This is a genomic window from Microbacterium sp. CFSPD4_SD4 (assembly GCF_057364585.1).
This window is the reverse complement of record NZ_JBNFOC010000007.1, coordinates 108,161-134,265: the sequence shown is the minus strand read 5'-3', so window position 1 is coordinate 134,265 and position 26,105 is coordinate 108,161. Positions and strand designations below refer to the sequence as shown.

Here is a 26,105-nt window from a genome sequence, read left to right as displayed (position 1 = left end):
ACCCCCCGCGGGTCAGTTCGCTGAGCAGTTCATCGATGCGGCTCATTCAGAGCCCTCCAGATCCGCAACGATCGCATCGATCGAAATCCGGAGCTCCGCCTGGCGTGCCACGATCCGCGCGATCTCAGTGTTCAGCGTCGTGATGTCGACAGCCGCGCGGGTGTCTTCAGCTTCGACGTACGAGGAGACGGCGATGTTATAGCCGTTGGCAGCGATGTCAGCGTTCGATACCAGTGTGGAGTAGTGCGCTGTCTCGACGCGACCTTCGAGGGTCGTCAGAATGTTCTGCTGGTGATCGGGCGTCAGCTTGTTCTTGTTGCCAGCACGAGTGAACTCTGCCGAGGCATCGATGAAAAGGACGGAGTTGTCTGTCTTGGACTTCTTGAGCACGATGATGCAGGTCGCGATAGTTGTGCCGAAGAAGAGGTCCGGTGGCAGCTGAATCACGGCGTCGACGTAGTTGTTGTCGATGAGGTACTTGCGGATCTTCTGCTCCGCGCCGCCGCGGTACAGCACTCCGGGGAACTCGACGATCGCCGCGGTGCCGTTCACGGCGAGCCAGCTGAGGATGTGCATCGTGAAGGCAAGGTCAGCCTTCGACTTCGGTGCGAGTACACCGGCCGGCGCGAAGCGCTCGTCGTTGATGAGAAGCGGGTTCGCGTCACCATCCCACCTGATCGAATACGGCGGATTGGACACGATCGCCTCGAAAGGCTCGTCGTCCCAATGCGCGGGGTCGATAAGGGTGTCGCCGTGCGCGAGGTTGAAATCGGCGTAGTTGATGTCGTGGAGGAACATGTTGATCCGCGCGAGGTTGTACGTCGTCAGGTTTATCTCTTGACCGTAGAAGCCGTCACGGACGTTCTCTTTACCCAATACCTTCGCGAACTTCAGCAGCAGCGAACCGGAACCGGCGGCCGGGTCGTAGACCTTGTTCACCGTCGTCTTGCCGAGCACCGTGATGCGTGCCAACAGCTCAGAGACCTCCTGCGGCGTGTAGTACTCGCCGCCCGACTTTCCGGCGTTCGCCGCGTACATCTGCATGAGGTACTCGTAGGCGTCGCCGAACAGGTCGATCGAGTTGTCCTGCAGATCGCCGAGTGGCAGGTCGCCGATGGCATCCAGCAGCTTGACCAGCGTCTTGTTTCGCTTCGGCACCGTCGCGCCGAGTTTGTTGCTGTTGACGTCGAGGTCGTCGAAAAGCCCCTTCAAGTCGTCTTCGCTGTCCGTGCCGAGTGCCGAGCCCTCGATGTTCTTGAAGACCCGCTCCAGAGTCTCATTGAGGTTCTCATCCGACGCCGCCCGGGTGCGGACGTTCGCGAAGAGCTCCGACGGGACGATGTAGAAGCCTTTCTCGGCCACCGTCTCTGCCCGACCGAACTCGGCAGCAGCGTCCGGGAGCCGGGCGTAGTCAAACTCAGCGTCGCCCGCCTCGTGCTCGCCCTTGTTGATATATGCCGTCAGGTTCTCGGAGATGAATCGGTAGAAGAGCATGCCGAGCACGTAGGACTTGAAGTCCCAGCCGTCGACGGATCCACGAAGATCGTTCGCGATCCGCCAGATCGTCTTGTGTAGCTCGGCTCGCTGGCCTTCTTTGGTGGTCGGTGCCATGGTGTTTGTCTCCTGCGCAGCGTGGCGCGATTCGTATAGTCACGCTCACCCCAAAGCTATCGGTCTATGCCGACACCCGGCGGGAGCGCCGTCACCCCCGCCCCGGCGGCCTCAGGTCGAGGGCTCCGGCCGTAAGGTCCCGGTCAACGCCCCCCTGCGTCATCAACCGCAGCAGGTCCTCCTGCCGGGGTTGCCCGAGGGTGAGGCGGTACAGGGTCAAGGCGTCGAGCAGGCGTTCGTACTTGTCGTGATCGCGGCTCAACGTGAACGAGGCGATCCGCCGGTGGATCCGGGCGCCCCCCTCGTACACCCACCATGGCGCGAACTGGCCCAACCGCTTGGTCTCGGGCGTGGCGAGAGCAGCAGCGAACGCCGCGTCCCATGCTCCCTCCGACGATGACAGCACATCATCCCAGTGCGCGGCTGCCACGTTCTTGCGCACAGCATGGCCCATGAACCGGTGCACCCGGCCCTCGCGCTGCTCGAAGTCGACGGGGTTCGACGGCAGGTTCCAGTGCACGACGGCGTGGCTCCACCAGTGGAAGTCGATCCCCTCCTGGCCGATGCTCGTCGACGCCAGCACGAACGGCGCGAAGGGGCTGTTGAACGCGGCTCGCACTTCGCTCTGACGCGCCGCCACCTTCTCGTCGGCGTCCGTGCCGGTGCCGCCGTACCGTACCGCGAACCTCGTCGGGAACGGGATCTGCGCACGCTCGGCAGTCGCCTCGTGCCCGCGCAGCGTCGCCGCGTTGGTCCGCACCGCCGACGCCGCACTCGTCGCGACCTTCCACAGCCCGTCGTCGTCGAGCAGCCCGCCGCCGAGGTCACTGCGTAACTGGTGCACGTACTCGTCGATGACCGCCTGCAGGTTCCCGTCCGCGCAATAGTCCAGCACGGCGCTCCAGTAGTGCGCGCCCGGGTCGCCCACGGTGTCGAGAAGTGCCGCGGTGTCCGGCCGGGCGAAAAGCGAACGCAGACCGAGCGACAGCACCCACGCCGCATGCCACACACCCGCTTCCGTCGCATCCGCCGACGCGGCTCCGCGCAACGCCCGGTACGCGATCGACCCCGGAGCGTGCGCGCCGAATCGGGCCAGGTCACGGTGTGCACGAGGGCCCTGATCCATCGCTTCGACCGCCGCCCGCACATAGTCCGCGAAACGGCCAGACCGCGCATCCAGCACCCGCAGGACCGACAGGGCGTTCACGCCGGCCGGGACGCCGCCGGGTGTCGCGAAGAAGGCATGTGACGGCTCTGCCGCATCATCGTCGCTGGCGGCGCTCGCCGTGAACCCTTCCGCATCGACGAGCCCCCCGGCCGCACGAGCCGCCCGCAGCGGATCCCACGACTCGGCCAGAGCTGGATGCGGCCAGAACAGTGCGAGCGAGTTCATCTGCGTAGGCCGCCCCGTCTCGCCGATCGCCCACGTCAGACGGCTGCTCGTCGAATCGGTCGACAGTTCCGAACCCGCATACGCGTGGCGAGCCGCCTCATGGCTGAGCAGGCCAGCGACTGCGGTCGGCACCCCGTTCCACGCCGAGAACACGACGTGCTTCGTGACATCCCCCACACTCGAAAACACCGGGCCTGGCCGGAAGTACGGCATCGACGGCGGCATCCAGAGCAGCTTCCACCACCCGCGCCCGATCGTGTCGGCGGCCAACGCGCGCAGCAGCCCGTTGCCGAGATCGAGCTCCTCCCGCGCACTCACCTCGTCACGCGTCAGCCCTCTCGTTGCGGCCAGCAGCTCGCGGACCGTGACATCGTCGCGCCCCAACGCGTCCCGCACGCTGCTCCCCGACTTGTACGTGTCCATGAACGAGGCGAAATACGGGATCGACTTCCACTGCTCCAGATCCACCCGCGCTCCGAGATGCGTGCCCAGCCGATGCAGCGCCGCCCAGTCGGAGATCTCCGCCGCCGTCGGCACCCCGCCGTGGAGTGGACGGTCGACCACCATGTCCTGGTTGCGCGCGAGCGGCGGCCGCTCCGACCGCGACAGGTACGGAAGCAGCACCTCACGCACCCGGCGAGCGGATGCCGTCGCATCGCCGTCGGTGATCAGGGCGAGACGGTGCGCGTCGAGCGCATCCTTGACCGACCTGACACGGACGGCGTCCTTGTCGGTGAGGAACTCGATGAGCTTGAGGAAATCGGCATTGTGGTCCTCGCCGACCTCAGCCTCCGTCGTATAGGGCTTAAACGGGGTCGCCGAGAGGAGCAGGACCCTGACGCCCTCGGCATTGAAGAGGTCGTGGGCGAGCTCACCGCCCTCGGTCATCGGATCGAGGAGCGGGCGGAAGCGCTGGAACTCATCGAGGATGACCAGATCAGGCTGCAGAGCGTCCACCCCGGCACGGGCCAGATGCCGACGCAGCTTCGCGACGAGCTCCATCACCTCGTGCCACAGTCGACCGCGGGTCGGGCGATCGCCCAGGACACGGACCTCCTCGCGGAGCTCGAGGAACCGCGCCCACAGGTCGTCCCCGACGATCGCCTCCTGGTACCGCCTGGCGATCTCGGGATCGGCGCCGTCCTCACCCAGGCGGTCCCGCGTCCACTGCACCCGCCCCGCGAAGTTTCTCGCCGACTGCACAGCCCCTTGGAAGAGCCAGCGCGTCGGCTCGTCCTCGTCCACCCCGAGCGCATCCTCCGCCAGCACGCACAGCAGCGCCCGCTCGTCGCCGTTGCCCGACCGCCAGCCGCCCTCCTTGAACGACGTGCCAGGGGTGAAGGAGACAAGGTTCACCTTCTTGCGGCCCGTGTCTTCGGGGGCTGCGAGCTTGCGGCTCTCCCGTGCCAACAGCGTGAGCCTCGTCGCCATCGCTAGGTGCTTGTCGCCGGTGACGTTCAGACGCTGCAGGTTCTGGTTGGCGAGGTCGGCGTTGCTGCAGATGTACACGATGTCGATGCGCTTCACCGCGTCGACGTCGTTCAGCTCCTGGATGGCCCTGGCGATGATCCCCCGCGCGATCACGCTCTTGCCCAACCCGGTCTCGTCGGCGACGAGGAACCGCCCGCTGCCGTCCGCACGCCCTGACCCGTAGAAACGGTCGATCACATGCTCCACCGCGTCCTGCTGGAAGCCCTTGAGCCCGCGCATCACCGCGTCGACGTCGAGACCCGTCATCGTTCCACACCCGCCGCTTCCGTGACTGCCGCCCACACCTCGGCGAAGCCCGGCGGCAGAGCGTTGCCGCGCGCATCCTCTGGCACATGCCGCAGCACCCGCTCCACGTCCACGAGCCCCGACCGGTTCGTGGCCGACGCCCGCACGAGAAGCTCCAACAGTCCGGCACCGTTCTCCGCGACCCCCGCACCGAACGCCGAGGAGAACGCGCCCCCGCCCCCGCCGGTGCCGATCGACGTGAGGTTCCCGTCTTGCAGCATGAGCCGTATGAAACGCGCCACCGCCCCGGGCTCAGTGAGGTGAGCGGCGACGATCGCGTCGCCCCGACCAGGCACGTCGTCGAGCAGGTCCGCGACCACCAGGGTCTCGCGTCGGCGGCCGTCGCCATCCGTCAGTGCGATCACCACGAACGGAGTGATCTGCTCCAGGCGCAGGGCCGTGGACTCGTAGGGGGCGTCGGCGGTCGGCAGAGGCCCGGGGATCGGATCCGGCTGAGACAGCATCCGCCAGCTCAGCGTGAACCGGTCGTCCACCACCTGCGCACCCTCCGCCCACACCGTGACCGTGTATTCGCCCTCCGCGTTCACCCGAACTACGAGCCGGGCGCGGGCGAGCTCCCGCAGCGCACTCTCCAGCCGACGGTCGGCCTCCTCGTCCTGGCTGCTCTGGGCGCCGCCCGCCGTGGTGTACTCCTCGATCAGCGGAGCAAGCGACCCGAGCACTGCTTCGACCCCGAGGTGCGACTTCGGCCCCTCGGCCTCGACCATTACCTCGACGTTGTTCGACCAGGCTGGCCCAGTGGCGTTCGCCGACCCCACGAGCAGTGTCGACTGCTTGTGCGCGTGGTCGTGCACCACCACCTTTGCGTGCAATCCGCGCAGTTCTCCGGAAGCGACCGCCGAGGTCTCGGCGTCGGCGAGCGCCTGATCCACCATCTCGTCGAGCACGCGCAGCGAGAGTCCCTGCAGCGTCTCGGGCTGCAACCGATCCAGGGCCTCCGGGCGGCTGAGCAGGGTCGTTTTGCCGCCTGGTCGGGCCCGCAGAAGCCGCACGCCCTCATCGGTGACGAACGGGGAGACGACGGCGGTGCGGATGCCGTTGAGACGCGGTCTCGCGTCGCTCAATGGCCGTCCGATCCCGAAGGCATGCACCCGGATCGCGCGCACGTGGTCTGGATGCTCCCAGCGGATGCCGGTCCACGCCTCCGCCAGCCGCGCGATCCGGTCGGCCCGCTCGGGGGCGAGCGCTGGGGCTGTCCGACCGTCGTCCACCAGCCAGCGCAGCAGGCCGGCCATCACGTGGTTCGAGCGCACCGTCTCCTCGTCGAGATCCTCGTCGGGCCCACCGTCGAGGGAGACCACCGCATCCCACGTGCGGTCGTTCGTGAGGTTCCGGCTGCTGCAGACGAATCGGTAGCGGCGCTCCTCGTCCCGCTCGAACTCCAGGAACCATACCTTCGGGTGGAACAGGCGGCTCCCCGGCATCCGCACCGGGTGCACCATCGGCTCGAGGACGGTGACGAGCTCGCTCGCCGTGCCGAGACCCAGGCACCCGGCCTGGGCGAACAGGTCGATGCGCTGCGTGGCCCGGCGCACGGCCCCGAGGATGCCGACCTCGTCGTCGACCTCCACCGCGCCAGCGAAAGCGAGGGGGATCGACAGGGCGGCTTCGAGGGTCATCGTGAAGCTCGTGCCCACCGCATGTGACAGGTGGAATCCAGCCGGAGGCCGGAGCAGATCGGACAGGAGCGAGCGCGAATCGGGTTCAAGCACGAGCCAGCCCCTCGTGGATGTCGCGGGCGAACTGCCGGACGGTCGCCCAGCGGAACGTCAGCAGGGCGCTGCCCGACGCCCCCTTCCACGTCTCGAGCCGCCGCGGGTTGCCGAGACGCGTCTTCGCGCCCTTGATCTTCTCGCGCTCCCGGATCATCGTTCGAGCTTCCAGGAGATCGGCGATCGAGCCCGGATCGCTGCGCTGCACGAGAGTCGTCCAGTTCTGGACGAACCGCTGCGCGGCGGGTGTGACCGGGAGCCGGCTGCCACGTTCCTCGCGGAGGACGGAGAGCAGATCATCGAGGCGCCATTCGTCGTAGCCCGCCGCGAGCTCCGCGGGCCACCGGGCAAGGCGATCCCGATAGTCGTCGCGGAGCTCTGCACGGTCCGCTTCCTCGGCGAGGAGCAGGTTGTAGAGCAGTTGCGCGCCGCGGAGGATCGTCGCGAAATGCTGCGCATGGCGCAGGACCCTTGCAGCCCGTTGCGGTGCTCGGGTCGCGACCGCGTCCTCCCACGGAGCCCGGCGGTCGTCCTCAGGCCGGTGCTGCACGAGATGCGCCAGAAGAGTGCCGGGTGCGTGCTCGAGCACGCGATCCCGCAGCCAGCTCGCCTCATCGGCGGTCAGCGCGAACCCGTCAGCCACCTCGTCGGGGAACCCTTTCGGGATCGGTGGGGCAGACCAGAGGGAGGTGGACGTCGTCAGGCCGTCGTCGTCGACGTGCACGTGGGGGTTCGACGCCTCGAACGCCTCCGCACGACTCGCCGGCCGGGTGAGGATGCCGTACCGCTGCAGCATCGACCAATACACCGAGGACGGCAGGGTCTGCAGGTCCCGGCCGGCACGCTCGCCGAGCAGACCGTCCGCATCCGGCGAGAACCGCAGGGTCTCGATCAGCTCCAGCTCGGTCGCATCGGGCTGGCGCGTGCCACCCTTCACTCGTGACCTCGACTGTGCGGCGTACTGGAAGCACCACGGCACGAACAGCAGATAGCGGGCGCGGGTGTGCAGGGTTGACGTGCCAGGGAACAGGGCGTCGCTGATGCCGTCGCGGAGCTGCCCGATGCCCAGCTCATCTCGGCTGTCTCGTTGCGTGAACATCGCCGCGAGTTCCCGCATCCGTCGCTGCTCGTCTGCCGACACGTCGAGCCATGTGATCACGGACGCCATCAGGGCGCTGCCTGTCTCTTGGCCTCATGGGCCTCCCGCACGCGGGTTCTGATCTCCTGCGCGTCCTGATCGGCCACGCGCATCAGCTCCAGCAGGTGCTTGTGGTGCGCCCAGTGCCGCTGCCACAGCTCGGGGCCGACGGCCGCTTCAAAGTCGACACGAGTCGGGGATGCCCTGCGCTCGTACTCCTGTAGGCGAGCGATGCGATCTTCGATGTCAGCGACACCCCGAGATCTCGGAGAGAGCGGGGCCGAGCTGCGCATCCAGGTCAGCCAATCCTTGTTGCCCTTGCTCTGGTTGCACTTGCCGCAGGCGGGTACGAGATTGTGGATCTCGGAAATGTATCCCGTCGGCCGCTGGTTGCTCACCAGAGGACGAAGATGGTCCCATTCCGTGCTGGTGTCGCCGCAGTAGCTGCAGCTCACGCGATCGAGCATGCCGAGGGTCTCGAGGGCTGCGCGAACCTCTGCCTCGGTTGGCGGGACCACAGGGATGATGCCGTTCACGAATGAGTTTGTAATGCTCGAACTCCGACCCGTGATCCGCACGGGTTTCGGCATCGCGAACGTGCTGAGGTAGATCGGCGACTTCATGTCTCGATCATGGCGGAATTCGCGTCGAGAGCGTCCGAACAAGTGCCTACGGTCGCCGCTACAGTGGCGGCATGACCTCGATCCCCGCGCCCTCATCCGGCTTCGCGACTATCGACTTCGAGACCACGGGCTTTTACGCAGAGGGGACAGATCGGGCGATCGAGATTTCTGTGGTCCACTCGGAGCCGGATGGCACGATCACGGGCCAGTGGGAGACGCTCATCAACCCGGGCCGAGACCTCGGGCGGCAGGACATCCACGGCATCAGTGCCCGCGAGATACTGCGTGCACCGCAGTTCGCCGGCATCACCGCCGACCTGGTCGACCTGCTGTCACAGCGCGTGGTCGTGGCGCACAACGCCTCATTCGACATGCGATTCCTCAAAGCCGAGCTGGGGCGTGCGGGCTACTGGGCGGGCGTGCCGTTCGTAAGCATCTGCACGATGCGACTGGGGCGGACCCACCTTGGCGGAAGCAGCACGCTCGCCGACTGCTGCGCTGCCTTCGATATCGACCTCAGTGGGGCACACCGCGCAGCGGTTGATGCACGCGCGACCGCAGAACTCCTCGGCGCTTTCGTGGCGAGCACGGGGCAGTCCTCATGGCGCGACCCGCTCGGACAGGCAGAGCGGCTGGCCCCGTACACCGGGGAGCGCGGTGAGTGGCTTGCGCGTTCCAACGTCGAGGACTATTCGCCAACCTTCTTGGAGCGGATCCTCGACCGCGTCCCGGATGTCAGCGACACCGACGAGCAAGCGGAATACGTCGCCCTCGTCGAGCGCTGCCTCCTCGACCGCTACCTGTCGGAGCATGAGAAAGACGCCCTCGTCGCGTTCGCTGAGCGATCGGGTTTGCCTCGCGCTACGGTCGAGCGACTACATCGCGACTACCTCGCCGCCCTGGTCAAGATCGCTTGGGCAGATGGCGTGATCACTGAGGATGAGCGCGCCGACCTGATCTCTGTCGCGCAGCTTCTGGAGGTGCCCACGGAGATCGTGCTGGACGCTGTCGCTCAGCCGGTCGAGATCGTGGAATCTTCTGCCGCGACATCGACTTTCACACTGAGCCCCGGAGACATCGTCGTGCTCACTGGAGAGATGACGAGAGCACGTTCGGAGTGGGAGCAGCGTCTCCGCGAACATGGCATCGTCGCGAAGCCCGCCGTCACTAAAGCAGCGCGTCTGGTGGTCGCGGCCGATCCAGATTCCCTCTCCGGCAAAGCGCGAAAAGCGCGGGACTACGGCATCCCGATCGTCGGGGAGTCCTGGCTCGCCGAGCGCTACGCGTGACCGACGGAACGGCACGAGCATGACAAGTGTGGCTGAGTTGTTGGCTCACGCCGGTCTCGTACACCAAGGCGTCGTGCGCTGGGGTGATAGTCCAACCGTGGCGGGCCCCGGGGCGTATCTCGTGTCGACGGCGGAGGACCTGGAATCGAGCGCAGGCCTCGAAACCCCGCCCCTCGATTCGCAGGCGATCGCCGCGTTACTCGACGCGCGGCCGGAGACGTCGATCGACGGGACGCCTGCGACACCTACCGCGGTCGAACGTCGACTCCAAGCGATGTGGCCCGCGGGGGAGCCTGTCATCTACGTAGGACTCGCTGGGACCAGCGTTCGTGCCCGTGTGCGGCAGTTTTACACGACGCGTATCGGGGCTCGGGCCCCGCATACGGGCGGGTGGCCCGTGAAGATGTTGGACCAATCGAAGCTCTGGGTGCATTTCGGAGCCGCGCCTGACCCTGTCCTGGCGGAACGCGTCATGCTCGAACGATTCGTGTTGGGACTCGGAGCCGAAGTTCGCTCCGCGCTAATCGACTCAAACCTCGCGCTGCCGTTTGCGAATCTGACTATGCCTCGAGTTGGCCGAAAGAAGCATGGCTTCACAGGCGTGAGGGCGCCGCGGAATGTCCGCGGAGCCCGCTAGCATCCGATTAGCGCAGACCTCGAGTCAATCCGTCGGCGCTCTCTGAAACCGATCGAGGATCACGCTGGGGGATTTTGTGGCGCAGGACAAAGACGTCGTCAACACGACACCGGCCGAGGTTGCCACCTCGGTGAAGCTTCCGGATGACTTTCAGGACAAGGTCTTCAAGGCCATCGCTGTCCAGCGCCCGGCGGTGGGGGCGTACATCAAGGAGGTGCGCCGAAAGAACCCGGGAGCCACACCCGCTCAGGTGATGAAGATCATCGAGTCGCAGTACGTCGCTACGACCACCGCAGCGAGCGCTGCGGTTGGCGCCTCCGCGACGATCCCCGCGGTCGGCATTCCCGTGGCACTTGGGCTCGGGGTCGCCGACCTGCTGTTCTTCTATGAGACAACTGCTCTCTTCGCTCTCTGCATGGCTGAATTGCGTGGAATCTCCGTCGACGACCCCGACCGCGCGAAGGTCATCGTCCTCGGCGCACTTCTGGGGGAGAAACGCCGAAGCCCCGTGTCCCAGATCGTGCTGAGCGCGCTCCCCGCCGGAGCAACTGTTGCGGGAGCGCGCGCGGTCGCCGGGGGAGCTCTTTCAGGCGCGACCCCGAAATGGGGCGACTTGGTTGCCCAGCAGATACCTGATTCCGCGCTCGTGCCAGTGACCATGGTGCTGGCAAAACAGGCGATCGCACAGGGAACGGTGATGGGCGCCGTGAAGATCAGTTCGAAGGCGATCCCCGTTATCGGTGCGGTGGCGGGAGGAGCGACCAGCTTCTACTTCGGAAGCAGCGTGGTGAAGTCGTGCCGCGCTGGCTTCTCCGAACCGACGGAGATCTGGCCGGAATGGCTCGAGCTGACGGACAGCGACGGCGACGGTATCCCGGACCCCTCGAAGGCTGTGCTTGCGATGCGTGCTGCATCGGAGTCAGCAAAGGACTTTGGCGAGAACGTGTGGGGACGAATCGTTGACTCTACTGAGGTCTTCAGGAGCGTCGACCTCGACGGCGACGGTGTTCCCGACGAGGCGCGCGCGGTGACCGCGGTAAAGGGTGCGGTAACGACTGTCGGCGCTGCGGCCGGTGGAGCAGCGAAAGCCGTGGGTGGAGCGGCAGGTGGCGCTGTCAAGGCAGTCGGCGGCGTGGCAACGGGTGCTGCTGGCGCCGTCTCCGGTCTCTTCAAGCGAGGAAAGTTGGCGACGGGTAAGCCCGACAACAGCGCAGACGAACAGACGGCTGAAGCGGAATCAATCGAATCCTCGAGCTAAACGCGCGCAACATTCGAGGCCTCTGACGTTCTTTCGGCGTGAGAGTGGTTCGCCGCACTGGCTTCCCCGCTACTCGAACCCTCCCGTCAACCGCCCGTGCATCGTCCCGCTCGAGTCATTCATCCCGACGATCTCCACCGTCTTCCCCAACGCGACGTATTTCGTCTCGATCGCATCCAACGCGGCAACAGTCGACGCATCCCACACGTGTGACCCGGACAGATCCACCACAACCCGACCCGGATCCTCGGTATATGAGAACAACGTCGTCAGATCATTGCTCGACGCGAAGAACAGCTCCCCCTCCACGACGTACGTCACGGCATCCTTGGCCTCAGACAGCACGCGCGTGACCGAAACGAAGTGCGCCACCCGCCGCACGAACAGCACCGACGCGACCAGCACCCCACCGACGACCCCGACCGCCAGGTTGTGCGTGATGAGTACCAGCGCCACCGTAGACACCATCACGAACGTCTCGCTCTTCGGCATCCGCTTCAGCGTCGACGGCCGCACACTGTGCCAGTCGAACGCCCCGATCGCGACCATGATCATCACGGCGACGAGCGCCGCCATCGGAATGGTCCCGACGAAGTCACCGAACACCACGACCAGCAGGAACAGGAAGATCCCGGCGCAGAACGTCGAGATACGGGTCCGCGCGCCCGACGCCTTCACGTTGATCATGGTCTGACCGATCACGGCGCACCCGCCCATGCCGCCGAAGATCCCCGACAGCACGTTCGCCACGCCCTGACCCCACGACTCGCGCGTCTTGTTCGAGTGGGTGTCGGTGATCTCGTCGACGAGCTTCGCGGTGAGCAGTGACTCCATCAGTCCGACGAGTGCGACCCCGAGCGCGAACGGAGCGATGATCGTGAACGTCTCCCACGTCAGCGGGACGTTCGGGATGAACAGCGACGGCAGGCTCCGAGGCAGCTCACCCTGATCGCCGACCGTCGGCACCGTGATCCCGAACGCGAGCACGACGCCGGTCACGATGATCACCGACACGAGCGGCGCCGGCACGATCTTGGTGAGCTTCGGCATCACGAGCATCACGACGATCCCGAGAGCCACCAGCGGATACACGAGCCACGGCACGTCGATGAGCTGCGGGAACTGCGAGCTGAACACGAAGATGGCCAGCGCGTTCACGAATCCGACCATGACGCTGCGCGGGATGAAGCGCATCAGCTTCGCCACGCCGAGCACCCCGAGGGCCACCTGGAAGATGCCAGCGAGGATGACCGTCGCGATGAAGTAGTCGAGGCCGTACGTCGGCGCGACCGGAGCGATCACGAGCGCCACGGCACCGGTCGCCGCGGTCACCATCGCCGGTCGCCCGCCGAGGAACGCGATCGACACCGCCATGATGAACGATGAGAACAGGCCGACCTTCGGGTCGACGCCCGCGATCACCGAGAACGCGATCGCCTCCGGGATGAGCGCGAGCCCGACGACGAGCCCGGCCAGCACCTCTCGCGTCAGCAGTCGCGGATTCTTCAGGGCATCGAGCACCGAAGGGTGGGCGCGATAGCGGGCGCGGTCGTCGACCGTCGTTGCAGACATGGAGCTCCAGGGGAAGGCGCCTCACAGAAGAGGCAGACGTTCCAGCCTAAGGCGCGCGGGTCAGCCAGCCTCTCCGACAAGTGCGGGGGCGCCGCGGCCGCTGTCGCCTACCCAGCCACTCTCAGAGGTAGGGCGTGAACTCCGCCGTCACATCCCGCCCCAGAGTCTGCGCAGCACGGAGAGACAGAAGATGGCCATTCACATGGGCTGACCAGCGTGAAGCACTGCGGACCTCGTTCGGTCCGAGCTCCCTCGCCCACTGGAGCGCATACGTGCGCGAATCGAGCACCAAGAGTGTGGCGACGTCGAAGTCGAAGGATCGAAAGACGGAGAAGACCGCATTCGCACTCGTGGATGCGTTCCTCGTTCGGGCCTTCACCTGAATGCGACGGTCACCCGCGAGCACGTCGTACGACTTGGCGGAGTTCGGCTCGAGAATGCCTCCGTAGACCTGAGCGGCGATGTACTCGGCGTAGTCGCCGAGGGGCGCGTTTCCGGTCCGAACGACTCCGCGCATGCGCAGCTCTGCGAGAATCTGCGCGTACTGCGTCAGCAGCGCGGACGTCGGCTCCGACTCGAGAGGCCGAGTTAACTCCCTAGCGAAGACCTCATCGAAGACATCAAGAACTTCCTCGGCGGTCAGGTCCCAGGCCTTCCCGCCCTTCGGAAGAGCACCATGACGGGACCGGAGAGCGGCGCGCGCCTCTGCTATCGGCACGTCGAACCGGGCCGCGAATGCGTGGGCGGTGATCTTCACTCCTTCACGCTACCGACGACCGAGGAAAGACTAGGAAGGCTTCCACCCGCCCCACACATCCGCCAGGATGAACACGACCGCCCCGAAGGAGCCCCGCATGTCGCTCGCCCCCTCCACCGCCCCGGACACGGCATCCGCCGCGCTCCCCGGCGTCGTGGTCATCGCCGCGATCCGCCGAGTCCTCCTCTGGTCGCTGATCACCGCATTCCTCTACCCCGTGTTCATGACCGCCAGCAAGGGCATCTGCCCCGGCGGCGTCGACGCGAACGGCGGGTTCATCGATTCCGCAGGCCAGCCGGTCGACGAGGCTCCGCAGTGCATCCAGCTCACCCTCGCGCCGAGCCCCCTCGTCTACATCGCCATCGCCGTCATCGTGCTGCTCGCGCTGGGTCGCGTGATGAAGGCGACTGACGAGCGCGCGGCGCTTCGCACCCTGGAGTGGACCCTGCGCGGCGTCGGGCTGCTCGTGGTGGTCGCGATCGTCGTCTCGCACGTGTGGTTCGGGCTGATCCCGATCGAGCAGTTCACCGGCGACTCCTGGAGCGTCGTCAGCCCGTTCCCGTTCGGCTCGATCGACGTCGAGGTGACGCCGATGACGACCTCGTGACGGCTTAGTCGCGCCAGTCGATCCCGACGCCGGCGATCCGTCGCCCGGCCTCGTCGGCGGCGACCGGCTCCCCGACGTCCGCGCCGCGCTCGAGCGAGACGGCGGAGTGCACGATGGTGTCGGCGTACACGTGCACGAGGTTGTAGCCCTGCGCGGCGTCCTGTCCGCGGGTCGCCCCGACGGGCTGCGCGAGGTCCTGTCCGTACGCGCTCGACGAGGCGACGGCCACGGGGATCCCGGCGAAGGTGCCGAACGACGGATGGTGCACGTGCCCGGACAGGATGCCTCGCACGTCCGACCCCCGCAGCACCGCGGCCAGCGCGTCCTGATCCCGCAGCTCGACCGTCACGGCGAGGTCGAGCACCGTCGGCAGGGGCGGATGGTGGATGAGCAGCAGCGTGCCCTGCGGTGCCGCCGTCGACAGCTCTCCCTCCAGCCGATCCAGCTGCGACGACGGCACCTCCCCCCAATGCGCGCCGGGCACCGTCGAATCGACGACGATGACGCGCATCCCCCCGAACCACCGCACCTCGACGATCGGCTCGTCACCCGCCCCCGCGAGTCCGAGCTCCGATCGCATGGCACGACGGTCGTCATGGTTGCCGGCCGCCCACACGACCTCGCACCCGAGCGCCTCAGCGGCGGGCGTCACGAGCTCGCGCAGTCGCCGGTAGGCGGCAGCATCGCCCCGGTCCGTCAGGTCTCCCGTGAACAGCAGCGCGTCGGGACGGAGCCCCGAGGCGACGAGCCGGTCGAGCATCTCCGCCAGGTTCGCGTCGGCGTCGGCCCCGCTGCCGTACAGCGGCGACCGCTCACCGGGCAGGTGCGTGTCGGAGATGTGCACGAAGGTGTGCGACGGGCGAGGGTGTTCGGTGAGGATCATGTCTCTTCCTGGTCGGCGGACGGAGGCAGGTCGGGGCAGATGTCAGACGGCGGCGGCCGTGGAGCCCGGGACGAGCGTTCCCGTGAACGAGCGGCGCACGAGCGTCTCCGGCTCGTCCGCCGTGAGCAGCTGCTGCATGGTCTCGACGGCGGCCGCGGCCACCGCCTCCACGGGGATCCGCAGGGTGGTGAGCCCGAGCAGATCGGCGCCGGGCAGGATGCCGTCGCACCCGGTCACGCTCACGTCCCCCGGCACGCGGAGCCCGGCGGCGCGGGCGGCGCGCATCACGGCGAGCTGCCGGTAGTCCGAGGCGCACATGACGGCGGTCGCCCCGGCGCGCACGGCGGCGAGGGCCTCGTCGACGCCGTCCTCGGGACGCGCACCGGCGGAGATCATCGTCACGGCGACGCCCGCCGCGGTCAGCACCTCCTGCATCGCGAGCGCGCGCAGGTGCTCGGGGTACGAGGCCTCGGGGCTTCCGGCGAGCACGACGACGGCCCGGTGGCCGAGCGCGACGATGTGCTCCGCGAGCAGACGTCCGTGCCCCTCGTCGTCGTAGTGGGCGGTGTGGATGCGGCCCGCCGACTCCACGCGCCCGGCACGCAGGATCGGCACCTGGTCGGCGAAGGGCTCGAGCTGCGCCGCGGAGATGCCGCCGGTGGCGACGATGAGTCCCGCGACGCGCATGCCGAGCAGCCGGTGCAGCGCATTCACCTGCTTGGCGCCCTGTTCGTCGGCGCCGATCGTGACGGTCACGAGGTCGAGGCCGCGCTGATGCGCCTCCTCCTGCAGCCGGGAGAAGAGGAGACCGTACGCGGGGTTGCTCGCATCGCGAAGCATGAGGCCGACGGTGCCGGTGCGTCCGGCGGCGAGCTCCGCGGCCATCGTGTTTCGCACGTACCCGAGCCGCTCGGCCGCTTCCAGGATGCGCTCCTGCGTCTCCGGCGCGAAGCGGCCCTCGCCCTTCAAGGCTCTGGTCGCCGTGGCTCGCGACACCCCGGCCGCCGCGGCGACGTCGCTGATCGTGACCCGCAGGGCGGGAGTCCCAGCATCCGCCCCGCTCATGCGCGCTGCTTCCGTCGGCGGGGCGCTCCGGCGCGCGAACCTCGTCCATACACGAGATACATGGTGACACCCATGATGATCATGAGCAGCACGGTGTAGACGAACGTGATGGGCATCGCGTCGAGGTTGTTCTCCCCGCGCGTGCTCTCCTGGATCGCGACGCCGAGCGGCTTGTACAGCGGGTGGTAGAGGAAGATCGCGGCGTCGTAGTCGTCGAGCAGGCTGTTGAAGTTCAGCGCCGTGATCGCGGCCGCTGTCGGCAGCACGAGGGGGATGAGCACGCGCCGGAAGGTGGTCAGCGAGCGAGCTCCGAGGATGCGCGAGGCGTCCTCCAGGGAGTCCGGCACGGACGCGAACCCGGCCTTGAGCAGCCGCAGCGTGAAGGGGATCTTCACGCAGATGTACGCGACGAGCAGCAGGACCGGCGTCCCCGTGAGCACGATGTTGCCCACGAGCGGCTGCGGGGCGTCGAACGCCATCACGAAGGCCAGCGCGATCAGCACGATCGGCAGGATCCACGGGATGTGCAGCACGTACTCGATGGCCGTGGTGAGCAGGTTGCGGTGCTTCTGCATCATCCGCGCGACGAACAGCAGGCCGCCCACCACGATGACCGCGGCGAGGGCGCTGTAGACGACGCTCACGATGAACGGGCGGAGGGCCGCCGCGCTGGAGAACACGGTGATGTAGTTGTCGAGCGTGAAGCTGTCGAGCGTGATGGATCCGGCGAGGATGCTCCGCGCGTCCACGAACGAGAAGATCACGATGAGCACGACCGGGATGAGGTAGATCACCCAGAGGAGGTAGGCGACCACGTGCACGACCGCGTTCGCGAACGGGTTGCGGATCCGCTGCTTCTGGATCGGCGTCGCCACCTTCGCCACCGAGAAGTACACGCCGGACTTCTCGGCGCGGTTCATGATCGCGAGCAAGATGATCGTCGCGACACCGAGCACGATCGCCAGCAGCGCCGCGATGTCACGCGTGATCGGGCTGCGCGACAGGTCGATGATGAGCGGTGCGACGGTCTGGAAGTCCGGCCCGCCGAGCACGAGGGGCGCGGTGAGCGCCCCGAGGCCGATGAGAAAGGTCAGCACGGTGACGGCGAAGAGCATCGGCTTCATGACCGGCAGCACGATGCGACGCAGGATCGTCCAGGTCGAGGCGCCCATGAGCTTCGCCGCCTCGATCGACGCGTAGTCCACCTTGCCGAGCGACGAGGACAGGAACAGCATGTGGTTCGTCGTCGTCGCGAACGTCATCACGAACACGACCGCGAAGTAGCCGGAGAACCAGTCCCGGTTCATGTCCGGCCAGATGTTCACCATCAGATTCGTGATGAAGCCGAATTTCCCGTAGATGAAGTTGTAGCCGGCGGCGAGCACGATGCCGCCGTAGATCAGGGTGGTGGCGTAGCCGAGCCACAGGAGCTTGGCGCCGCGCACCTGGAAGTACTGCGTCACCAGCACGATGAACACCCCGACGACGTTGACCGTGACGGACAGCGTGATCGCGAGGAGGAAGCTGTTGCCGAGCGTCTTCAGCGCGCGCTCGCTGCCGAGCAGCTTCTCGACGGCGCGGATGCTGAACTGGCCGTCCGGGAAGAAGGTCGCGGCGAGCAGCTCGGCGTTCGGCAGCACGAGGAAGGCGGCGGCGAACCAGATCACGACGATGCCGGTCACCCAGGCCAGCGGTGAGCGGAGCATCGCGCGCACGCTGCCGGGCCGTCCGCGGCGGAGGCGGGGCTTCGTCGCGGTGTCCGCCTCGGCGGCCTCGGTCGTCAGGGCGCCGGGCGCGTCGGTCATGCCCGCGGACGGCGGCGGCACCGGGCGGGAGTCGTTCTGCGGAGCGCTCATGTCACGCCGCCGGGTACTGCAGGATCCACCGCGGGTCGACGTCGATGCGCACGGCGTCGCCGACGTCCCACCGGTGCGCGCTCGCCGCGGCCGGCACGCTCACCCGGAGCGTCGCATCGGCCGCCGACACCGTGTAGACGCTGTGGCTGCCGTGGTACGTGCGCTCCGCGACGGTGCCGTCGAGCGACGCCGTGCCGCCGGCGGTGGCCTCGGACGGCGACGCGAGGTGCAGCTTCTCCGGCCGCACGTAGCTCTCGGCCGTGGCGTCGAGGCCCGCGCCGATCGCGACGAGCTGCGCGGGGCTGAGGCGGTTGTTCTCGCCGATGAACCGGCAGACGAAGGGCGTCGCGCTGCGGTCGTAGATCTCCTCCGGGGTGCCCACCTGCTGCAGCGTCCCGGCGTCGAGCACGGCGATCCGGTCGCTGAGGGTGAGCGCCTCCTCCTGGTCGTGGGTGACGTACACGGTGGTCACGCCGACCTCGTGCTGCAGCTCCTTGAGCTGTTCGCGCAGCTGCACGCGGAGCTTGGCGTCGAGGTTCGACAGCGGCTCGTCGAGCAGCAGGATGCTGGGGGTGAGGGCGAGCGCCCGGGCGATGGCGACGCGCTGCTGCTGGCCGCCGGACAGCTCCGCCACGTTCTTCTCGAGCTGCGACGCGGCGAGCCCGGTGCGGTCGGCGACCTCGTCCACGCGCCGCCGCTGCTCGGCCTTCGACACCTTCTGCACCGAGAGGCCGAACGCGATGTTCTCCCGCACGTTCATGCTCGGGAACAGCGCGTAGTTCTGGAACACCATGCCCACGCCGCGCTTCTCGCTCGGCACGCGGGTCACGTCGCGACCCGCGATGTGGATGCGGCCGCCGGTCGGCTCGATGAACCCCGCGAGCGTGCGCAGGGCGGTGGTCTTGCCGCATCCGGACGGACCCAGGAGGGTGAAGAACTCACCCTCCTGGATCTCCAGATCGAGGTGCGAGACCGCACGGTGGTCGCCGAACACGACCTCGACGTCGTCGAAACGGATCATCGTCTTCTCTCTCTGCCGGTGCGGGACTGCGCGGGTCAGCCGATGTACTCGAGCGTGACCTTCTCGACCCAGGCGCCGAGGTTCTCGCTCACGAAACCGAAGTCGATGTCCTGACGGTCGAGCGTGCCCATGAGCTCGACGACCTCGGGGTTGGCCTTCTCGACCGCGCCCTCGTTCACCGGCATGGCGTTGAACTCCGCGGCGAACTCACCCTGCACCTCGGCGCTGCCGAACCAGTCGATGAACTCCTGTGCCTTGTCCTCGTTGTCCGTGCCGTTGATCTGCGCGATCTGCTCGGTCACGTAGGGGACGCCGTACTCGGGCACGATCATCCCGGTGCTGGTGCCGTACTCCTCGTCGCGGGCGGAGATGCCGCTCGACGGCAGCACGCCGTAGTCCACCTCGTCGCGGGTGATGCGGGCGTAGAGGTCGGTGCCCTCCACGGCGGGGGAGCCATTGGCGTAGTACGACTTCACCAGGTCCCAGCCCTCGTCGCTCACGCCGAGGTCGCCGTCCTCGTCGAGGTGACGGGTGAGCATGCTGGCGAGCACGAGCTGCGGGGTCGCCTGGCCGAGCGCGGGGTTGACCTCGTAGCGGCCGGCGTACTCCTCGTCGGTGTACAGGTCGTCGGGGTCGGTGGGCGCGTCACTGATGCGGTTCTCGTCATAGACCGTGACGATCGCCTGCTCCACGAGCGGCCAGAACGCGCCGTCCTTCGGGTCGCCGGCGTCCGCGGGCACCTCGCCGCTCCAGCTCGGCTCGTAGGCCGTGATGGCCTCTTCGGTCTTGAGCTGCTCGAAGAACATGTTGTTCAGGCCGAACACCACGTCGCCGACGGGGTTGTTCTTCTCCGCGATGATGCGGTTCGTCAGGTCGGCGCCGCCGAGGCCCACGATCTCGATGTCGATGCCCGCGTCCGCCGCCTTCTCGGTGATCCACTCACCACGGCCGTCGCTGTTCGAGTTCGTGTAGACGATGAGGGTGTCGCCGGAGCCGCCGTCGCTGCCGCCGCCGTCCGCGTCTCCGTCGCCGCCCGCCGTGCATCCGGTGAGCGCGATCGCCGCCGCGGCCGTCAATCCGATGAGCGCCCAGCGCCTCTGCTGCCTGTCGGCCATGTTCATCCCTTTCTCGCCTTCGAGGTGTGTCGATGCGACACTACCGGTTCTTGTGGTGAAGGCACAAAGATTGTCTGGTTTCGTGAGCGCGGTCGCGCGTCCGCACTCAAGATAGGCGCGCGGCGTGAACGTGAGGATGCGATGAGGTGAACGGGTGGGGGCCTGCGCCGGATCCGGACGCGAGATCCCTGTCGGTCGGGCGGAATGCCGGCATTCATTAGAACAAAGCTTCGAAAGTCGGGCGCTTCGGAGATAAAATGAAGCATGTCGAAAATGTCCGGGTTGCGCGAGGCGATGGAGCGTCTCGACGAGGCGTGGGGCTCTGCGAGCTGCGCGCCGGAGCTCTCCCGCGCGCAGCTCGTCGACGTCGCCGACGCGATCGGACTCCTGCGGCGCCGGCTCGATGCACTGCACGTCGACGTGGCGGCCGGCATCGCCCGGGAGTCGCGCGCCGAGCTCGGTGCCGACAGCCTGGCGAAGCAACGCGGGTACCGTACGGCGGCGAAGCTCATCGCCGCGATGACAGGCATCTCGACGGGCGAGGCGCAGCGTCTGGTGAAGGTGGGAGAGGCGACCGCCCCGCGAAGCGATCTGCTCGGCGCGCCGCTGCCCGCGCGGTACCCGCTCCTCCGAGAAGCGCTCGCGTCGGGTGCCCTCGGAGCGCCGGCGGCTGGTCTCCTCGTCGCTTTGCTGGACCGCTGCCGCGTGGCCGCGGGAGCGGAACGCATCGCCGAGGCGGAGCGGGTGCTGGCCGCCACAGCCGAGGGGCTCGAGCTCGATGCGGTGCGCAAACTCGTCCTCCGCGCCGAAGCGTGGCTCGACCCCGACGGCGTGGCGCCGCGGGCGGAGGCGCAGCGCGCTCGGCGCGGACTGCGCCTCTTCGAGCGTGACGGCATGGTGCACCTGCACGCGCAGCTCGATGCCGAGACCGCGGCGCCGGTCGTCACTGCGATCCGCGGGCACGTGTCCGCCGTGTTCGCCGCCCGCCTCGATGCGCCTGACGCCGGGTCGCCGGACGCCGACCGGCGCTCGGTCGCGATGATCCAGGCCGATGCGCTGGCCCTCTTCTGCGGGCATGTGCTCGGGTGCGAGGGTGATCGGGTGCCGCTCGCGGGGGCGACGGTGGTCGTGCGCGTGTCCCTCGACGATCTCCAGGTCGGCACCGGGTCGGCGACGATCGACGGGCTCGACCAGGTGATCGACATCGGTGCCGCGCGGCGGATGGCTGCCGGTGGCGGCGTCATCCCCTGCGTGCTCGGCGGGGCGAGCGAGGTCCTGGACTGGGGTCGCGAGAAGCGCCTCTTCACCCGAGCCCAACGCCTGGCGCTGGTCGAGCGGGACGGCGGGTGCGCGATGTGCGGGCTTCCCCCGGGGATGACGAAGGCTCACCACCTCCGCTGGTGGCAACGCGACCGAGGTCCGACCGATCTCTCGAACGGGATCCTGCTCTGCGAGACCTGTCACCACCGCATCCATGACAACGGGTGGGAGATCGTCATCGAGGGTTCCGGTGTGAGCGGCCGGCCGTGGTTTCTTCCGCCGCGGTGGGTCGACCCGGAGCGCACGCCGCGGCTGGGCGGACGGGCACGCTTCGATGTCGCGGCCTGAGTGCGGTGCGCAGGCACGCGAGTTCGGGCGCGGGGCGTTGTGGGGCTGTCAGCGGCGGAGGCGGGAGCGCACGCGTCGCGCGGTGCGTGCCAGGGCGTCACGCCAGGCGCCTCCGGGCCATTCCCGGTGCAGGCGCAGGCTGCCGTCCTCGTTCCGCACGAGTTCGACCCGCCGGCCCGCGAGAAGGGGTGAGCGGCCGAGGTGTGCGACCACGTCCGGGGCAGCGGTCAGCGGCGCCGTGAACACCCAGCCGGCCACGCGGACCGCGACCGACAGATCGGCGTCGCGCGGACCGTCCTCGCGGAACACCTTCATGGGGTCCACGGCGACGGGAACCGCGTCGAGGCGCTTCGGTCGGCGCCCGCCGACCTTGCGCTCCGAACCCGCGGTGGACTCCGCGGCCTCGCCCGGCTCCGGGGTGTCCTGCGCGACCACGTCGACCCGGTCGGCACGGCGCTCCTTGCGGGCGTTCAGCAGGCCCGAGGGAAGATCCTCCGTCGTCGACAGCGGGAGGGACAGCAGATGATCCGCCGAGCCGACCGTCTCGAACACGAAGGCCTCTTCGCCGTTCCGACGCACGCGGACGCGCACGGTCAGCTGCAGCCCTCCCCGCGACCAGCGCGCCGCGATCACGGCGGCGGTGCAGGTCGTCTCGGCCTCGAAGGCGGCGAGTGCGAGCAGGTCGTCGCGGCGATCGGCACGCAGCAGAGCGGCCCGGATCCGCTGCGGGAACGACAGCCCGGCATCCACGCCGGGTCCGAAACGACGCTGCGTGAGCGGCACGACCACGTCCAGCAGACGGTCGCGGTACTCCGCCGGGTACTTCACCATCCGTCGCCCGGCGATCCTGTTGAGGATCTTGCCGCGGAACCAGTGCCGCAGCAGCCGATCCCGCACCTTCCCCGGTTCGGTGTTCGCCTCGACCACGTCGAGCACGGTCTCCAGATGCGGGAAGTACGACTCCGGCTCGATGCGGGCCGAGCTCGCGCTCCCCGGCTCCTTCACCCACGCATAGCAGGGCTCGCTCGCGAGGACCGAGATCGTGTCGGCGGCGAAGTACGCCTGCATCACGAAGAGATGGTCTTCGAGCCGCACCTTCCCGTCGGGGAAGCGGATGCCGTTCTCCCGCAGGAAGGCGGTCCGGAACATCTTGTGCGGCGTCAGCATCTCCAGGATCGGGTCCTCCCCGAGCACCGCGTGCGGGATGTCGCGCTGGAAGATCTTGGCGGGCAGCTTGCGTCCGATGCCCACCTCCTTGCCGACCACGACATCGGAGCCGTTCTCGTCCGCGTAGTCGCACAGCCGCTCCAGCGCCCGCGGGTAGAGCCGGTCGTCCTGATCGACGAACTGCACGTACGTCCCTCTGGCCTCTTCGACACCCCGGTTGCGCGGAGTGCCCGGCCACCCGGAGTGCGGCAGCGACAGCGCGCGCACGTGCGGACGGTCCTTCGCGATGCTCTCGAGCCGCGCGGCCGTCTCCTCCCCGGAGCCGTCGTCGCAGAGCAGCACCTCGAAGGACCCCGCGGGCAGCGTCTGCGCGTCGAGCGAGGCGATGAGGTCGTCGAACGACGCCTTCGGCCGGAACACCGGCACCACCACGCTCACCCGCACGCGCCCTCCGGCCGTCTCGCCCCCGGTCGCACTGCTCATGGACGTCATCCCCCTGTGATCGTGACCGGCCCGAATCTCCCCCGCCGGAGATTCCAGCCAACCATCCCTTCCTGTGGAGCGCGCCAGGCTCGCGGCGGTCCCGGGTGTATGCCGCCGCCGTGGAGGATCAGTGCAGGGTGAGACCGATCTCGAACGAGCGCCGCCAGGGGAGGGTCAGCTCCGCGATCCGCACGTCGTCGGCGGGCAGCATCGACTCCAGGAGGGCCGAAAGCTCCGCACGGATGACGCGCTCGGCCGTCGCGACCTGCGCATCCTCGGCCATCGGGTAGATGTCGGGGAAGAGGGAGGGGCCCGCATCGGTGCGCACCACGGCCTGGTAGGCGAAATCGTCGAGCAGCCGCGTGAGCAGGGCGATCCGCGCGGCGCGCTCGTCGAAGGAGCCGGTGGCCCGGCCCACCACTCCGGCGGCGGCCACCGCGACGACGCTGCCGAGCGTGTTCCCGGCGGTGTTCCACCCGCCGAAGGCCTCCAGGCGCCCGAGCAGTCCGGCCTCCGCCAGCGCGCGTACGAGCGCCTCGTCCGCGCCGTTCGGGTAGCGCACGTCGGCCAGGGCCACGTGCTCCCCGGCGTCCAGACGCTCCCGCACGAGCGCGACCGTTCCCGCGACGGCCTCGGCGTCGACGACCTCTGGCCGCCCGCGGAACATGTCGTGCCGGTCGGGATCGGGGGCGTGCAGCACGAGGGTGACGTCGCCTCCCGCGGCGACCTCCGCGGCACCGGCCGCGCGGATCTGCCGGCTCGCCGACGCCGCGAGCGACATGTTCTCGTACGGCGGGATGCGCTCCATGCCGGCGGCGTCCGCGCAGGCCACCGAGAACGAGGCGGTCACCCCGGCGTTCGCCGCGAGGGCCCGGGCGACCAGCGCGGCCCCGACCTCGTCGGCCCCCGGGTACATCAGCACACGCCGGCCCGACGGCAGCATCCGCATCCAGTGCCGGAGCCACACCTGCTCCGCGCTGCCCGCCGCGAAGGGGGCGGTGTCGTCGGCGGTGATCGCCAGGAAGTCGAGGGTCTCGTCCTCCACGAGGCCGAGCGTGGAGAGGTTCACGATGTGGTTGCGCAGCCGCCGAGACGAGTAGTCGGAGACCACATCGGCCGGCACCGGGGTCAGCTCGTCGAGCGGCAGCACCTCGGTCTCGCCGAGCAGCCGGTGCGCGTCGCCGCCGAGCGCGTGGATCTCCTTGCCGTGCTCCGTCCAGTAGGTCGGCTCCTCGGCCGCGGAGTAGGAGTTGCTCGCCCTGGTCACGAGCGACACCGCCGAGATCGACAGGTCGGGCCGCATCCGCCGCACCTCGCGCAGCACGTCCAGGCGCGCCAGCACGTCGCGGGTGGTGTCGTGACTCGTGCGGCTCGCGATGAGGCCCCCGTAGAGCAGCATGTCCACCGACACCACGAGGTGCACCGTGGCCGGGTCCGCGGCACGCTCGCGCAGCCAGGCCCCCAGCCCGTCGGCATCGCCCGCGGTCCGGTAGGAGGGGAGGATCGCGGCGGGCGGAACGTCGAGGGTCACGCCCGCGACGGCCGCGACGTCTCCCGGGAGCTTGACGTTCACCGGGCGGTCGTCGAGGGGCAGCAGCGCGATGCGCGGGCGGAGAATCGGGTCGGACACGAGGAGCCTTTCGTCGGTGAAGGGGGTCGCAGATCGGGGATCAGGGGCGGGCGATGGAGACGAGGTACGAGTAGCGGTCGCCGCGATACACCGACTCGGCGTACTCGATCGGGCGGCTGCGGGCGTCGTAGGTCGTGCGCTTCACGAGGAAGGCAGGGGAGAACGGCGGCGTCTGCAGCGCGGCCGCCTGCTCCTCGTCGAGGACGACCGCGTGGATCTCCTGGTCGGCGCGCACGGCGGTGATGCCGAAACGGGTGCGCAGGTCGTCGTAGAGCGAGTCGCCCTCGATGCCGTCCTCCAGGCCCGGCACCGCGTCGGCCGCGATCGAGCACACCTCCAGGCAGATCGGGATGTCGTCGGCGGTGCGCACCCGGCGGATCCGGACGACGGGCGACTGCGGGCTGAGGTTCAAGGCGTACCCTGCGGTCTGCCCGGCCGCCGCGGTGCCCACGTCGACGGAGAGGGAGCCGGGTCGCATGTTGCGGGCGAGCATGTCCTCGGAGAACGAGGTCAGCTCGAACGCCTTGCTGATCCGCGAGGCGCTCACGAACGTGCCAGCCCCCTGCAGCCGGTACACGAGACCGTCCCGTTCGAGCTCGTCGAGGGCGCGACGCACCGTCTGCCGGTTCACCTCGAGCGACTCCGCGAGCTCGCGCTCCGTGGGCAGCTTCTCGTGGGGTGCGAGCCCCTGGTCGATGACCTTCTCCAGATGCCGCCGCACGCGTTCGTGCTTCGTGACGCCCTCGATCGCCGCCATGGTTCCCCCTCGTTTGGACTAACCCAATCTTGACGATCACCCGGGATTGTGTCAATGTCTCCTCTCAGCGGTTCTTAATTGGTCTATTCCAATCCTTTGCACGGTCAACGATGAGCGGAGAATCCC

At 68.3% G+C, this 26,105-nt stretch carries 19 protein-coding genes; 4 read left to right on the top strand and 15 right to left on the bottom strand.

The window, feature by feature from the left end; genetic code table 11:
* Positions 1-42: 42 nt before the first annotated feature.
* From AC2W7E_RS11970 to AC2W7E_RS11950, 5 genes are all read right to left on the bottom strand, one after another.
* Complete coding sequence (locus AC2W7E_RS11970; protein WP_060921309.1) at positions 43-1,611, bottom strand: type I restriction-modification system subunit M; 1,569 nt, start codon at positions 1,609-1,611, stop codon at positions 43-45.
* 91 nt (positions 1,612-1,702) lie between these two features.
* Positions 1,703-4,741 (bottom strand): C-terminal helicase domain-containing protein, encoded by a 3,039-nt coding sequence (locus AC2W7E_RS11965; protein WP_485989180.1) that lies wholly within the window; start codon positions 4,739-4,741, stop codon positions 1,703-1,705.
* On the bottom strand, positions 4,738-6,420 hold the full coding sequence (locus AC2W7E_RS11960) for a phospholipase D family protein (protein ID WP_485989179.1): 1,683 nt from the start codon (positions 6,418-6,420) through the stop codon (positions 4,738-4,740). The genes AC2W7E_RS11965 and AC2W7E_RS11960 overlap by 4 nt, the downstream gene beginning before the upstream one ends.
* A gap of 85 nt (positions 6,421-6,505) precedes the next feature.
* On the bottom strand, positions 6,506-7,681 hold the full coding sequence (locus tag AC2W7E_RS11955; RefSeq protein ID WP_485989178.1) for a DUF6361 family protein: 1,176 nt from the start codon (positions 7,679-7,681) through the stop codon (positions 6,506-6,508).
* Positions 7,681-8,274: an HNH endonuclease signature motif containing protein gene (locus tag AC2W7E_RS11950; RefSeq protein WP_485989177.1), complete on the bottom strand. Its 594-nt coding sequence runs from the start codon at positions 8,272-8,274 to the stop codon at positions 7,681-7,683. The genes AC2W7E_RS11955 and AC2W7E_RS11950 overlap by 1 nt, the downstream gene beginning before the upstream one ends.
* 71 nt (positions 8,275-8,345) lie before the next feature.
* On the opposite strand from AC2W7E_RS11950, the gene AC2W7E_RS11945 reads away from it, so the two are divergent.
* Entirely contained in the window at positions 8,346-9,563 is a 1,218-nt protein-coding gene (locus AC2W7E_RS11945; protein ID WP_485989176.1) for an exonuclease domain-containing protein, read from the top strand.
* 713 nt (positions 9,564-10,276) lie between these two features.
* A complete protein-coding gene (locus tag AC2W7E_RS11940; protein ID WP_485989175.1) occupies positions 10,277-11,458 on the top strand; it encodes a hypothetical protein in 1,182 nt (393 codons plus the stop codon).
* Between the two features lie 69 nt (positions 11,459-11,527).
* Here the strand turns inward: AC2W7E_RS11940 and AC2W7E_RS11935 are convergent, their stop codons facing one another.
* Both AC2W7E_RS11935 and AC2W7E_RS11930 read right to left on the bottom strand, forming a co-directional pair.
* The gene (locus AC2W7E_RS11935) at positions 11,528-13,030 is read right to left on the bottom strand and encodes a SulP family inorganic anion transporter (protein WP_485989174.1); all 1,503 of its coding nucleotides are present in this window, start codon (positions 13,028-13,030) and stop codon (positions 11,528-11,530) included.
* Between the two features lie 121 nt (positions 13,031-13,151).
* Positions 13,152-13,787, bottom strand: a complete 636-nt coding sequence (locus tag AC2W7E_RS11930; RefSeq protein WP_485989173.1) for a DUF6998 domain-containing protein — start codon at positions 13,785-13,787, stop codon at positions 13,152-13,154.
* A gap of 97 nt (positions 13,788-13,884) precedes the next feature.
* Between AC2W7E_RS11930 and AC2W7E_RS11925 the strand changes: the two genes are divergently transcribed.
* Positions 13,885-14,394, top strand: coding sequence for a hypothetical protein (locus AC2W7E_RS11925; protein WP_485989172.1), 510 nt, complete (start codon positions 13,885-13,887; stop codon positions 14,392-14,394).
* 4 nt (positions 14,395-14,398) lie between these two features.
* Here AC2W7E_RS11925 and AC2W7E_RS11920 read toward each other — a convergent pair whose 3' ends face one another.
* The 5 genes from AC2W7E_RS11920 to AC2W7E_RS11900 all read right to left on the bottom strand — a co-directional run bounded on the left by AC2W7E_RS11920 (position 14,399) and on the right by AC2W7E_RS11900 (position 20,334).
* Positions 14,399-15,277 (bottom strand): metallophosphoesterase, encoded by an 879-nt coding sequence (locus tag AC2W7E_RS11920; protein ID WP_485989171.1) that lies wholly within the window; start codon positions 15,275-15,277, stop codon positions 14,399-14,401.
* A 42-nt stretch (positions 15,278-15,319) separates the two neighbouring features.
* Positions 15,320-16,342, bottom strand: coding sequence for a LacI family DNA-binding transcriptional regulator (locus AC2W7E_RS11915; RefSeq protein ID WP_485989170.1), 1,023 nt, complete (start codon positions 16,340-16,342; stop codon positions 15,320-15,322).
* Positions 16,339-18,048, bottom strand: a complete 1,710-nt coding sequence (locus AC2W7E_RS11910; protein ID WP_164498165.1) for an ABC transporter permease — start codon at positions 18,046-18,048, stop codon at positions 16,339-16,341. Before AC2W7E_RS11910 ends, AC2W7E_RS11915 begins: the two co-directional genes overlap by 4 nt.
* A gap of 151 nt (positions 18,049-18,199) precedes the next feature.
* The gene (locus AC2W7E_RS11905; RefSeq protein ID WP_485989169.1) at positions 18,200-19,219 is read right to left on the bottom strand and encodes an ABC transporter ATP-binding protein; all 1,020 of its coding nucleotides are present in this window, start codon (positions 19,217-19,219) and stop codon (positions 18,200-18,202) included.
* A gap of 35 nt (positions 19,220-19,254) precedes the next feature.
* A complete protein-coding gene (locus tag AC2W7E_RS11900; RefSeq protein ID WP_485989168.1) occupies positions 19,255-20,334 on the bottom strand; it encodes an extracellular solute-binding protein in 1,080 nt (359 codons plus the stop codon).
* A gap of 264 nt (positions 20,335-20,598) precedes the next feature.
* On the opposite strand from AC2W7E_RS11900, the gene AC2W7E_RS11895 reads away from it, so the two are divergent.
* Complete coding sequence (locus AC2W7E_RS11895; RefSeq protein ID WP_303709671.1) at positions 20,599-21,942, top strand: HNH endonuclease signature motif containing protein; 1,344 nt, start codon at positions 20,599-20,601, stop codon at positions 21,940-21,942.
* A gap of 48 nt (positions 21,943-21,990) precedes the next feature.
* Here AC2W7E_RS11895 and AC2W7E_RS11890 read toward each other — a convergent pair whose 3' ends face one another.
* The 3 genes from AC2W7E_RS11890 to AC2W7E_RS11880 form a co-directional block, all read right to left on the bottom strand.
* Positions 21,991-23,592 carry a glycosyltransferase family 2 protein gene (locus AC2W7E_RS11890; protein ID WP_485989167.1) on the bottom strand — a complete coding sequence of 534 codons (1,602 nt, stop codon included), beginning with the start codon at positions 23,590-23,592 and terminating at the stop codon, positions 21,991-21,993.
* A gap of 127 nt (positions 23,593-23,719) precedes the next feature.
* Complete coding sequence (locus AC2W7E_RS11885; protein ID WP_485989166.1) at positions 23,720-25,222, bottom strand: DUF4127 family protein; 1,503 nt, start codon at positions 25,220-25,222, stop codon at positions 23,720-23,722.
* A 40-nt stretch (positions 25,223-25,262) separates the two neighbouring features.
* The gene (locus AC2W7E_RS11880) at positions 25,263-25,979 is read right to left on the bottom strand and encodes a GntR family transcriptional regulator (RefSeq protein ID WP_144881505.1); all 717 of its coding nucleotides are present in this window, start codon (positions 25,977-25,979) and stop codon (positions 25,263-25,265) included.
* Positions 25,980-26,105: the final 126 nt, after the last annotated feature.

Bases quoted from the DNA above. Each gene is read 5' to 3' on its own strand.
- AC2W7E_RS11950 (WP_485989177.1), bottom strand. From the start codon at position 8,274: ATGAAGTCGCCGATCTACCTCAGCACGTTCGCGATGCCGAAACCCGTG.
- AC2W7E_RS11935 (WP_485989174.1), bottom strand. From the start codon at position 13,030: ATGTCTGCAACGACGGTCGACGACCGCGCCCGCTATCGCGCCCACCCT.
- AC2W7E_RS11920 (WP_485989171.1), bottom strand. From the start codon at position 15,277: ATGATCCTCACCGAACACCCTCGCCCGTCGCACACCTTCGTGCACATC.
- AC2W7E_RS11880 (WP_144881505.1), bottom strand. From the start codon at position 25,979: ATGGCGGCGATCGAGGGCGTCACGAAGCACGAACGCGTGCGGCGGCAT.
- AC2W7E_RS11970 (WP_060921309.1), bottom strand. From the start codon at position 1,611: ATGGCACCGACCACCAAAGAAGGCCAGCGAGCCGAGCTACACAAGACG.
- AC2W7E_RS11955 (WP_485989178.1), bottom strand. From the start codon at position 7,681: ATGGCGTCCGTGATCACATGGCTCGACGTGTCGGCAGACGAGCAGCGA.
- AC2W7E_RS11900 (WP_485989168.1), bottom strand. From the start codon at position 20,334: ATGGCCGACAGGCAGCAGAGGCGCTGGGCGCTCATCGGATTGACGGCC.
- AC2W7E_RS11960 (WP_485989179.1), bottom strand. From the start codon at position 6,420: ATGACCCTCGAAGCCGCCCTGTCGATCCCCCTCGCTTTCGCTGGCGCG.
- AC2W7E_RS11945 (WP_485989176.1), top strand. From the start codon at position 8,346: ATGACCTCGATCCCCGCGCCCTCATCCGGCTTCGCGACTATCGACTTC.
- AC2W7E_RS11965 (WP_485989180.1), bottom strand. From the start codon at position 4,741: ATGACGGGTCTCGACGTCGACGCGGTGATGCGCGGGCTCAAGGGCTTC.
- AC2W7E_RS11925 (WP_485989172.1), top strand. From the start codon at position 13,885: ATGTCGCTCGCCCCCTCCACCGCCCCGGACACGGCATCCGCCGCGCTC.
- AC2W7E_RS11915 (WP_485989170.1), bottom strand. From the start codon at position 16,342: ATGAGCGGGGCGGATGCTGGGACTCCCGCCCTGCGGGTCACGATCAGC.
- AC2W7E_RS11895 (WP_303709671.1), top strand. From the start codon at position 20,599: ATGTCGAAAATGTCCGGGTTGCGCGAGGCGATGGAGCGTCTCGACGAG.
- AC2W7E_RS11910 (WP_164498165.1), bottom strand. From the start codon at position 18,048: ATGCTCCGCTCACCGCTGGCCTGGGTGACCGGCATCGTCGTGATCTGG.
- AC2W7E_RS11890 (WP_485989167.1), bottom strand. From the start codon at position 23,592: ATGAGCAGTGCGACCGGGGGCGAGACGGCCGGAGGGCGCGTGCGGGTG.
- AC2W7E_RS11905 (WP_485989169.1), bottom strand. From the start codon at position 19,219: ATGATCCGTTTCGACGACGTCGAGGTCGTGTTCGGCGACCACCGTGCG.